Origin of the sequence: Curtobacterium sp. A7_M15, assembly GCF_030705415.1 — a bacterium.
In the GTDB taxonomy this organism is placed as follows: Bacteria; Actinomycetota; Actinomycetes; order Actinomycetales; family Microbacteriaceae; genus Curtobacterium.
Map to the genome: position 1 here is coordinate 26,345 of NZ_JAUZED010000024.1, position 10,951 is coordinate 37,295.

Annotated in this window: 8 protein-coding genes; 4 read left to right on the plus strand and 4 right to left on the minus strand. The window is 71.6% G+C overall.

Annotation, left to right across the window (positions count from 1 at the left end; translation table 11 throughout):
* Positions 1-7: 7 nt before the first annotated feature.
* The 3 genes from Q7F20_RS06695 to aroA form a co-directional block, all read right to left on the minus strand.
* Positions 8-1,204 carry a hypothetical protein gene (locus Q7F20_RS06695; RefSeq protein WP_305739340.1) on the minus strand — a complete coding sequence of 399 codons (1,197 nt, stop codon included), beginning with the start codon at positions 1,202-1,204 and terminating at the stop codon, positions 8-10.
* Positions 1,205-1,373: 169 nt separating this feature from the next.
* A complete protein-coding gene (rsgA, locus tag Q7F20_RS06700; RefSeq protein WP_305739341.1) occupies positions 1,374-2,420 on the minus strand; it encodes a ribosome small subunit-dependent GTPase A in 1,047 nt (348 codons plus the stop codon).
* 4 nt (positions 2,421-2,424) lie between these two features.
* Positions 2,425-3,786 (minus strand): 3-phosphoshikimate 1-carboxyvinyltransferase, encoded by a 1,362-nt coding sequence (gene aroA, locus Q7F20_RS06705; RefSeq protein ID WP_305739342.1) that lies wholly within the window; start codon positions 3,784-3,786, stop codon positions 2,425-2,427.
* A gap of 126 nt (positions 3,787-3,912) precedes the next feature.
* On the opposite strand from aroA, the gene Q7F20_RS06710 reads away from it, so the two are divergent.
* From Q7F20_RS06710 to Q7F20_RS06720, 3 genes are all read left to right on the plus strand, one after another.
* Complete coding sequence (locus Q7F20_RS06710; RefSeq protein ID WP_305739343.1) at positions 3,913-4,704, plus strand: sigma-70 family RNA polymerase sigma factor; 792 nt, start codon at positions 3,913-3,915, stop codon at positions 4,702-4,704.
* Positions 4,701-4,943, plus strand: coding sequence for a zf-HC2 domain-containing protein (locus Q7F20_RS06715; RefSeq protein ID WP_070416370.1), 243 nt, complete (start codon positions 4,701-4,703; stop codon positions 4,941-4,943). The genes Q7F20_RS06710 and Q7F20_RS06715 overlap by 4 nt, the downstream gene beginning before the upstream one ends.
* Positions 4,944-5,009: 66 nt before the next feature.
* Positions 5,010-5,450, plus strand: coding sequence for a GNAT family N-acetyltransferase (locus Q7F20_RS06720; protein WP_305739344.1), 441 nt, complete (start codon positions 5,010-5,012; stop codon positions 5,448-5,450).
* A 46-nt stretch (positions 5,451-5,496) separates the two neighbouring features.
* On the opposite strand, the gene Q7F20_RS06725 is transcribed toward Q7F20_RS06720, so the two are convergent.
* Positions 5,497-9,252 (minus strand): multifunctional oxoglutarate decarboxylase/oxoglutarate dehydrogenase thiamine pyrophosphate-binding subunit/dihydrolipoyllysine-residue succinyltransferase subunit, encoded by a 3,756-nt coding sequence (locus Q7F20_RS06725; protein WP_305739345.1) that lies wholly within the window; start codon positions 9,250-9,252, stop codon positions 5,497-5,499.
* Between the two features lie 212 nt (positions 9,253-9,464).
* On the opposite strand from Q7F20_RS06725, the gene Q7F20_RS06730 reads away from it, so the two are divergent.
* A complete protein-coding gene (locus tag Q7F20_RS06730; RefSeq protein WP_305739346.1) occupies positions 9,465-10,904 on the plus strand; it encodes a GuaB1 family IMP dehydrogenase-related protein in 1,440 nt (479 codons plus the stop codon).
* The last annotated feature ends 47 nt before the right edge of the window (positions 10,905-10,951 follow it).

The following is a 10,951-nucleotide window of genomic DNA, read 5'->3' on the forward strand; positions in this document are numbered from 1 at the left end:
GCGGGGGCTACGCCGCCACGACCTCTTCCTCCTCGAGGGCAGTGACCTCGCGCTCGCGGGCGATGCGGGCCCGGCGTGCGACGAGACCGTGCACGACGACGCAGAGCAGCACCGCCGCGGCGAGCCACAGTGCCAGGACGAGCGACGAGCGACCGAGCGAGGCGCCCGGGAAGTACTGCAGGTCCTGCGCTGCCTGCAGCCAGGCGGCGCCGCTCCAGAACGTGTTGAGGCCGGCGAAGAACCCCGGCTGGAACGCCGGCTGGAAGATGCCGCCGGACGACGTGAAGTTCAGCATCACGAACAGCATCGCGAGGATCGGCGTCGTCCACCGGCCGAGCAGCGGGTGGAGTCCCACGCCGAGCGCGACGATGATGGCGTCGTACATCCACGCGAACAGGAAGATCTCCCACCGGTTCGCCGTGATGATCCCGTACAGCGGACCGGCGATGAGGATGCCGATCCCCGCGACGATCCCGGCCGTCACGAGCCCGATGGCGGCGGTCCAGAGCGGCCGCAGTCGGGTGGCGAAGGCGGCCACCGCGATCGCGGACGCGTAGCCGCCGACGCTGAGGGCGACGAGCAGGAAGAACAGGCCCTGCCCGGTGGTGTCCTCGTCGCCGGAGGGCACGACGTCCTGCACCGTGAACGGCAGGTGCGCCCGGTACGCGATGGGCATGAAGATCTTCTGGGCGGCGGTCGCGGTGGTCTCCGACGCCGCGGTCGAGACGTACAGCGTCGCGCCCGTGGCCGTCGGCGCGTACACGGCGGCGAGGTCGCGGTCGCGGACCTGACGCTCGGCCTCGGCGGTCGACGGCACGACGTGCGCGACGAGCGCACCGTCGGACTGGTCCGTGACGGTCTGCGCGAACACCTGGGTCGCCGCACCCTGACCCACGATGCCGACGGGGAGGTCGTGCGGCGTGGGCGCGTGGAAGGCGCCGAGGTAGGCGAGACCCATGCCGACGGCGAGGAAGAGGGGCACGAGGATGTGCGAGCCGAAGCTCAGCACGGTGCGACCGAGGCCCTGCGGGCGGAGCACCGAGGGGTCGTTCGGCCGGCGTGGGGCACGGGATGCCCGAGGTGCGGCGTGCGAGTGCGGGTGGTCGGGGGTGGTGTGCACGTGCGACGTCGTCGTCGTCATGGGGGAGGACGGAGCGTCGACGGCGGGGGTCGGCGCAAAGTTGTACTTTGCAACTTCAGACACGGAGGGCAACTGTACAACGCCGATGCGCACCTGTCGACCCGGGTGCTGACGCGCACGGTGCGAGGTCGGCCTCCGAGTGTGCGAGGTTCCGCGCGCCGTGGGAGCGCTCCGGCGTCCCACCGCGCTCGGAACCTCGCACGCTGCGGTGCGGCCGGCGCGGCGCGGTCCGCTACTCCGTGCCCGGGTCCTCCGCGCCCATGCCCGTCAGCAGCGCCCGGAACGAGTCGAGCCGCTCGACACCGGTCGGTCCGAGCTCACCGTCATGCACCCGGTCGACGATCTCCCAGTCGTGCGCCTCGTCGAGGGGGATCCCGTCGGCCGGTTCGCGGACCGGCACCGCATGCGACGCGAAGGCCCGGAAGACGTTCGCCGGGTCGACGTGCCCGAGGCCGAAGGACCGGACGCCCGGTGTGTCGATGATCCAGCCGCCGTCCCGCACCTGCAGCGCGATCGACGACGACGAGGTGTGCCGCCCCCGGCCCGTGACCGAGTTGACGACTCCGGTCGCCCGGGAGGACCCCGTCAGCGCGTTCACGAGGGTCGACTTCCCGACGCCCGAGTGCCCGACGGTCACGGTCACCTTGTCGTCGAGGATTTCGTGGAGGGCGTCGAACGGCACGTCGTCCGAGCGGCTCGTCACGATGCGGAGGTCGAGGCAGGCGAAGTGCGCGAGGAACGCCGTGGGGTCGGCGAGGTCGGTCTTCGTGATGCAGAGGATCGGGTCGAGCCCGGCGTCGAACGCCGCCACGAGGTACCGGTCGATCAACCGGGTGCGCGGCTCGGGGTCCGCGGCGGCCACGACGATGAGCATCTGGTCGGCGTTCGCCACGATCACGCGCTCGACCTCGTCGGTGTCGTCGGCACTGCGGCGCAGCAGCGTGGTGCGCTCGGCGACCTTCACGATCCGCGCGAGGGACCCCGGCTCGCCGGAGACGTCGCCGACGAGGTGGACGGTGTCGCCGGTGACGACGGACTTCTTCCCGAGCTCACGGGCCTTCGTCGCCGTGATGACCCGGTCCCCGACCAGCACGCCGAAGCGCCCACGGTCGACGTTCGTCACCCACCCGGTGGGGGCGTCGTCGTACGTCGGGCGGACCTTCGTCCGGGGGCGGTTGCCCTTCGGGTTCGGCCGGACACGGACACTCGACTCGTCGTACTGCCCGTACGGCTCGTCCGCGTCGGAGTCGTCGCCGTCGACGTCGTCCCACCAGCTCATCGCGTCAGGCCCCCGCGTCCCCGGTCGCGACCAGTGCCGCCCACAGCTCGGGGAACTGCGGCAGGGTCTTCGCGGTCGAGCCGATGTCGTCGACGGCGACGCCGTCGACGACGAGACCCACGACGGCACCCGCCGTCGCCATCCGGTGGTCGTCGTACGCGGCCCAGTCGCCGCCGTGGAGTGCGGCAGGCTCGATGCGGAGGCCGTCGTCGAGTTCGTGCACCGCGCCTCCTGAGCGGTTGACGTCCGCCGCGAGCGCGGCGAGCCGGTCCGTCTCGTGCCCCCGCAGGTGCTCGATCCCGCTGATCTCGGACGGGCCGTCGGCCAGGGCCGCCAACGCGACGAGTGCCGGGGCGAGCTCGCCGCCGCGGCTCAGGTCGAGTTCGAGACCCGGGAGGGAGGCGCCACCCCGGACCCCGACGCCGCCGTCGAAGACGAGGTCGTCACCGTCCCGCGTCACGGTCGCGCCCCACAGGGGGAGGAGCCGTTCGAGGTCGGCACCGACCTGCGTCGTCTCGGTCGGCCAGGTGCGGATGCGGACGGTGCCGCCGGCGACGAGCGCGGCGACGGCGAACGGCGCCGCGTTCGACAGGTCGGGTTCGATGGTGACGTCGCGAGCGGCGATCGGGCCGGGGTGCACGACCCACTCGCCGATCGCCGGCTCGTCGACCCGGACGCCGCGGGCGCGGAGGGCGGCGACGGTCATCTCGATGTGCGGCATGCTCGGCAGGCGCTCGCCGACGTGCGTGAGGTGCAGGCCCTCGTCGAAGCGCGGGGCGGAGAGCAGGAGCCCGGAGACGAACTGCGACGAGGCGGACGCGTCGATCGACAGTGATCCGCCGCGGACCGCACCGGTGCCGGTGAACGAGAAGGGCATCGCCCCGTCGCCGTCGTCGGTGACGTCCACGCCGAGGTCGACGAGTGCCCGGATGATCGCGTGCATCGGCCGTTTCCGGGCGTAGGGGTCGCCGTCGATCGTGACCGGCCCGACCGCGAGTGCGGCGAGCGGCGGCAGGAAGCGCATCACGGTGCCGGCGAGACCGCAGTCCACCCGGACGCCGCCGTGCATCGGCGCCGGCGTGATCCGGAGGTCGGGACCGTAGGGGTTCGGCGTCGTCCCGGGGGCGGCGGGGACCTCGTCGACGCCGACGCCGAGCTGCCGGAGTGCCTCGACCATGAGCGCCGAGTCACGCGAGTGCAACGGCAGCCGGATGGTCGACGGGCCGTCGGCGAGGGCGGCGAGCACGAGTTCGCGGTTGGTGAGCGACTTCGACCCGGGCAGCGACACGTCGCCGCGCAGCGGACCCCGCGCGAGCGGGGCGATCCAGGGCTCGGTCCGGGACTGGGAATGCGTCGTGACTGCCATCGGTTCACAAGGGTACTGAACGCACCGGGAGGATCAGTGGCGACAGCGACACTCGTACGACCGCGGACGGCTCTGCCCGCCGTGCCGACGACCCTCGGGGGTGCCGTCGGCCTAGACTCGACGGCGATGACGACCGACGAACCGCACGCAGCACCGCACGACCTGGTCGAGGAGACCGAGGCGCAGCTCGACGCGGTCTCGGAAGAGGCCGAACTGCGCGACGAGTCGGGCGCCGACACCGACGTCGACGTGGTGGACGCGAAGACGGTCTCCGAGGGCGAGCTCCGGTCCCTCTTCGAGGACCAGGCGCTGCCGTTCATGGACCAGCTCTACGGTGCCGCGATGCGGATGACCCGCAACCCGGCCGACGCCTCGGACCTCGTGCAGGAGACCTTCGTCAAGGCCTTCGCCGCGTTCCGCCAGTTCAAGCAGGGCACGAACCTGAAGGCCTGGCTGTACCGCATCCTGACGAACACGTTCATCAACACGTACCGCAAGAACCAGCGCAACCCGTACCAGGGCACGATCGACGAGCTCGAGGACTGGCAGCTCGGCGGCGCGGAGAGCGTGACGCAGTCGATCTCGGCGCGCTCCGCCGAGGCCGACGCCATCGACCACCTGCCGTCCTCCGCCGTGAAGGACGCGCTGCAGGCCATCCCCGAGGACTTCCGGATGGCCGTCTACTTCGCCGATGTCGAGGGGTTCTCCTACCAGGAGATCGCCGACATCATGAAGACACCCGTGGGGACGGTCATGAGCCGCCTCCACCGTGGTCGCCGGCTCCTGCGCGGGCTCCTGGCGGACCACGCACGTGAGACCGGCATCGTCCCGGACGCAGCGTCGACGGCGACGATGCGCGGACGAGGCCGGAAGGTTGCCGCGGCGTCGAGCCGCGTCGAAGGGAAGGAAGCACGATGAGCGGCTGCGACTGCTCGAAGGCGAAGGCCGAGCTCGAGGAGTTCCTGCACGGGGAGCTCTGCCGCGAGGACGCGGCGGACATCCGTGAGCACATGGACGACTGCGAGGACTGCACGACCGAGCACCGCGTCGGCGTCGTCCTCATCGAGACGGTCCGTCGTGCGTGCAAGGAGACGGCACCCGAGGAGCTCCGTACCGAGATCCTCGCCCGCATCCGGCTGGAGCAGGCCACGCACTGACCGTCGTGTCATGAGCGTCCTGGCAGGCGTCGTCACACGGACGGGGCTGTCGGTAGTGTCGCGGGCATGACCCTCTCCGTCGAGTCGATCACCACCTGGTCCGACACGGACGTCGCCGACGTCGCCGCCCTCGTCCGACTGCTCGGCCACGAGGTCGACGACGAGGCGATGCGCTCCCGCCTCGAGCGGCTCACGCCCGAGGCCGGGCACCGCACGTGGGTGGTGCGCGACGACGACGGTCGTGCGATCGCGGTCGCCGGTGCGCAGGTCACGTGGGCGTACGCGAGCGACGAGCCGACGGCGCAGCTGCTGCTGATGGTCGTCGACGAACGGGCCAGGAGGCTCGGCACGGGTTCGGCGCTCATCGGCACGTTCGAAGCATGGGCGGTCGAGCAGGGCGCGCGTCGCCTCAGCGCCGTCAGCGCGGCGGCGACGGACAGCGCGCACCGGTTCTACCAGAAGCGCGGGTACCACGACGCCGGGGTGCGCTACACGAAGATCGCGTAGGCGCCCCGGCGTCGTGGGTCGCGCGGCGGGCGTCGGGCGTCAGGCGTCAGCCCAGGGCCCGCGTGATGACCTCGGTCGCTTCCTGCGCGGAGCGCTTCGACGACCCCGTGGCCGGCGCGGCGCTCGCGGGACGGGCGGCGACCGACAGCGGTCGTCCGTCGAGGTGCGGCGACAGGTTCATGCACACGAACGGCCACGCACCCTGGTTCTCCGGCTCCTCCTGCGCCCACACGACGTCCGCGCCCGGGTAGCCCGCCAGCACCTCGAGGATCTGGTCGAGGGGGAGCGGAGCGAGCTGCTCGAGCCGGACGAGGGCGACGTCGGTGGCGCCGCGCTTGTCGAGCTCGGCGCGCAGGTCGTGGTGCACCTTGCCGGAGTGCAGCACCACGCGCCGCACGGCCGACTTGTCGGTCACCCGGTCGTCGTCGAGGACCTCGGCGAACGTGCCGCTCGTGAACGCGTCCACCGGGCTCGTCGCCTGGCGGAGGCGCAGCATCGCCTTCGGGGAGAACACGACGAGCGGCTTCTGCGGTCGGGCCCAGGCCTGGCGGCGCAGCAGGTGGAAGTAGGACGCCGGGGTCGACGGGCGGGCCACCACCATGTTGTCCTCGGCGCAGAGCTGCAGGTAGCGCTCGATGCGCGCCGAGGAGTGGTCGGGGCCCTGGCCCTCGTAGCCGTGGGGGAGCAGGAGCACGAGGCCGGAGCGCTGCCCCCACTTCTGCTCGGCCGAGGAGATGAACTCGTCGATGACGGTCTGCGCGCCGTTCGCGAAGTCGCCGAACTGCGCCTCCCAGAGGACGAGCGCTTCCGGCCGCTCGACCGAGTAGCCGTACTCGAACGCCATCGCCGCGTACTCGCTGAGCAGTGAGTCGTAGATGTACAGGCGTGCCTGGTCCTCGGTGAGGTTCGCGAGCGGGAGCCACTCCTGCCCGTTCACCCGGTCGTGGAAGACGGCCTGGCGCTGCACGAACGTGCCACGGCGGGCGTCCTGGCCGGCGAGCCGGACGGGCTTGCCCTCGACCAGGATGGACCCGATCGCCATCAGCTCGGCCATCGCCCAGTCGATCCCGCCGTTGCGGGTCATGTCGGTGCGCTTGGACAGGAGCTGCTGGAGCTTGGGGTGGATGGAGAAGCCCGCGGGCGGGTTGCTGTGTGCGTCGCCGATCGCCCGGACCAGGTCCTCGGACACGGCCGTCTCGTGCACCTCGACCTCGGAGTCGTCGCGCTGCGCCGCCGGTCGTTCGAGGCCCTGCACGGCGCCGTCGTCGTCGACCGTGATGACCGGGATGGTGCCGGTCTGCGCTTCGTGCGTCTCGGCGAACGCGCGTTCCAGGCGGTCCTGGAAGTCACGGTGCGCCTCGTCGTACTCCTCTTGCGTGATGTCGCCGCGGCCGACGAGGGCCTCGGTGTAGAGGGTCCGGACGGAGCGCTTCGCCTCGATGAGGTTGTACATCAGCGGCTGCGTCATCGACGGGTCGTCGCCCTCGTTGTGGCCGCGTCGGCGGTAGCAGATGAGGTCGATGACCACGTCGCGGTGGAACTCCTGCCGGTAGGCGAAGGCGAGCTCGGCGACGCGGGCGACGGCCTCGGGGTCGTCGCCGTTCACGTGGAAGATCGGCGCCTGGATCGTCTTCGCGACGTCGGTGGAGTACACCGAGCTGCGGGCCGACTCCGGCGGGGTGGTGAACCCGACCTGGTTGTTGATCACGAGGTGCACCGTGCCGCCCGTGCGGTAGCCGCGCAGCTGCGACATCTGCAGGGTCTCGACCACGACGCCCTGACCGGCCATCGCAGCGTCACCGTGTACCAGCACGGGCAGGACGCCGAACGTGCCGGGCGCCTGCCGGTCCTGCTTCGCGCGGACGATGCCCTCGAGCACGCCGTCGACGGCTTCGAGGTGAGAGGGGTTCGCGGCGATCGTCACCGGGATGGCGGTGCCGTCGCTGGCGCGGAACACGCCCTCGGTGCCGACGTGGTACTTCACGTCACCCGATCCCTGGCCCGAGACGGCGCCGGGGAGCGACGACCCCTCGAACTCGCGGAAGATCTGGCCGTAGGTCTTGCCGGCGATGTTCGTCAGCACGTTGAGCCGGCCGCGGTGGGCCATGCCGATCGCGACCTCGTCGAGGCCGGCGGTCGCCGCACGCTGGATGAGCGAGTCGAGGAACGCGATGGTGGACTCGCCGCCCTCGAGCGAGAAGCGCTTCTGGCCGACGTACTTCGTCTGGAGGAAGGTCTCGAACGCCTCGGCCTCGTTGAGCTTGCCGAGGACGCGGAGCTGCTCGTCCTTCGACGGCTTCGAGTAGGGGACCTCGATGTGGGCCTGGACCCAGCGACGCTGCTCCGGGTCCTGGATGTGCATGTACTCGATGCCCACCGTGCGGCAGTAGGCGTCGCGGAGGATCCCGAGCACGTCGCGCAGGGGTGCGTTCGTCGTGCCGGCGAGCCCGCCGGTCACGAACTCGCGGTCGAGGTCCCAGAAGGTCAGCCCGTGGCTCTCGATCTCGAGGTCGGGGTGGGTGCGCTGCCGGTACTCGAGCGGGTCGATGTCCGCCATCAGGTGCCCGCGCACGCGGAAGCTGTTGATGAGCTCCTGCACGCGCGCGGTCTTGTTCACCCGGTGCGCGAGGTCGACGTTGATGTCGTTCGCCCACTGGATCGGCTTGTACGGGATCCGGAGCGCCGCGAAGATGCCCTCGTAGAAGCCGTGCTCGCCGATGAGTCGCTCGTGCACCTTCTTGAGGTACTCGCCCGACCCGGCGCCCTGGATCACGCGGTGGTCGTAGGTGCTCGTCAGGGTGATGGTCTTGCCGATGCCGAGCTCGACGAGGGTCTTCGCCGCCGAGCCCTGGAACTGCGCCGGGTACTCGAGGGCACCGGCGCCGATGATCGAGCCCTGCCCCTTCGTCAGGCGCGGGACGGAGTGCACCGTGCCGATGCCGCCCGGGTTCGTCAGCGAGATCGTCGTGCCCTGGAAGTCGGCCGGCGTGAGCTTGTTGTCGCGGGCGCGCTTGACGAGGTCCTCGTAGGCGGAGAGGAACTGGCCGAACGTGAGCGTCTCGGCGCGCTTGATGCTCGGGACGAGGAGGGAGCGCGTGCCGTCCTTCTTCGGGACGTCGATCGCGATGCCGAGGTTCACGTGTGCGGGAGCGACCACGAAGGGCTTGCCGTCGCGCTCCTCGTAGAAGACGTTCTGGCTCGGGAAGTCCTTCAGTGCCTGCACCATCGCCCACCCGATGAGGTGGGTGAAGGAGATCTTGCCGCCGCGCGCCCGACGCAGGTGGTTGTTGACGACGATGCGGTTGTCGATCATCAGCTTCGCCGGGATCGTCCGGACGCTCGTCGCGGTCGGCACGGTGAGCGAGGCGTCCATGTTCGAGGCGAGCGTCTTCGCCATGCCCCGGAGCGGGGTCGCCACGTCCTCGTGGGTCTCCTCGTGGTCGTCGGCCTCGTCGTTCGCCTCGGCCGGGATCGGCTGCGGGGTGGGCTGGCGCGACGTGGTCTTCGCCTGGATCGGCCCGGACTTCGCCTCGCCGGGGGCGTCACCGGTCGCGGGCTGCTGGGTCGTGGACTGCTGCTGCTGCTCGGAGGCGGCCGGAGCAGCCGGAGCGGCGGGGTCGGACGGAGCCGGTGCGGACGCATCGCCGCCCTGCGAGCGGTGGTAGCTCTCGAGGACCGGCCACCAGGACTTGTCGACGGACTCCTTGTCGGCGACGAACTGCTCGTAGAGCTCGTCGACGAGCCACTCGTTCGCCCCGAATTCGCCCGCGGTCTCGTCCGTTCCGGTCAGATGGCTCGACACAGCCGATCGCCCACTCTCCGTCGATAGATGCTCGTGTGTGTCGTGCGCGGCAACCCTGCCCCGCACAGGTGCCAAGCCTAGCCGTTCGCAGGTGATCGTTCGGTGTCAGGCGGAGGCGGGTCGCGCCTCCCGTCGGGGTGTCGCGCGTGTCGCCCGGGAGGCGCGCCGAGCCGCCCCGACCGGCCACCCTGCGGAGCCGTACAGTGGGGCCCATGAGGTTCTACGAGACGCGGCCGACGCACGACCTGACCTACTCCGACGTCTTCCTCGTCCCCAGCCGGTCGGCGGTGACGAGCCGGTTCGACGTGGACCTCTCGGCGAACGACGGGTCCGGCGCGACGATCCCGATCGTCAGCGCCAACATGAACTCGGTCACCGGTCCGCGGCTGGCGGCGACGCTCGCCCGACGCGGCGGTCTGGGCGTCCTGCCGCAGGACATGCACCTGCAGGACCTCGACGCCGCGATCCGCTGGGTCAAGGACCAGCCCGTCGACTTCGACACCGCCTACGACATGGGCGCGCACACCACCGTCGCCGAGGCCCTCGAGCAGCTCCTCCCCGTCGCCGGGCGGGGCGTGGTCGTCCGCGACGCGTCGGGCGAGTACCTCGGCTGCGTGCCCGCAGCGCGCCTCGGCGACGCCGGCCCCGACGCCACGCTCGGCGACCTGCTGCACGGTGCCTCGACGGCGATCGACGCCGAGGACGCCGGCACGCCCCGGCACGTGTACGACGTGCTCACCGCGGCGGAGGTGGACTTCGCGCCGGTCGTGCGGCACGGCAAGGTCGTCGGCACGGTCAGCCAGACGAGCGCGATCCGCTCCGACATCTACCGGCCCGCGGTCGACGCGTCGGGGCGCCTGCGGGTCGCCGCCGCGATCGGCATCAACGGCGACGTCGCCGCCAAGGCGCAGGCCCTCGCGGCCGCAGGCGTCGACGTGCTCGTCCTCGACACCGCGCACGGCCACCAGGAGGGCATGCTCCGCGCGCTCCGCACCGTCGCCGCCCTCGGGCTCGACATCCCGCTCGTCGCGGGCAACGTCGTCACCGCCGATGCCGTCGCACACCTCGTCGACGCCGGCGCGAGCATCGTCAAGGTCGGCGTCGGACCCGGCGCCATGTGCACGACGCGCATGATGACCGCCGTCGGGCGCCCGCAGTTCTCCGCCGTGCTCGAGACCGCCGCCGCTGCCCGGTCGCTCGGCGCGCACGTGTGGGCCGACGGTGGCGTCCGGTACCCGCGCGACGTCGCGCTCGCCCTCGCCGCCGGTGCGTCCGCCGTGATGATCGGCTCGTGGTTCGCCGGGACGCTCGAGGCGCCGGGTGTCCTGCGCCGCGACGCCGCGGGGAAGGCGTACAAGGAGAGCTGGGGCATGGCGTCGGCGAAGGCCGTCCGGGAGCGCTTCGAGCGGCTCGACCCGTACGAGCGGGCGCGCAAGGCGCTCTTCGCCGAGGGCATCTCGTCGTCGACGATCTACCTCGACCCGGAGCGCCCGAGCGTCGAGGACCTGCTCGACATGATCACCACGGGCGTCCGCAGCTCGGCGACGTACGCCGGAGCGGCTTCCCTCGCCGAGTTCCACGAGCGGGCACTCGTCGGCATCCAGTCGGCCGCCGGTTACGAGGAGGGCAAGCCGCTCCCCGTGAGCTGGTAGCGGGGGCCGCGGCGCGGCCCGGCGCGGCGGCGACGCGCGCGTCGCGA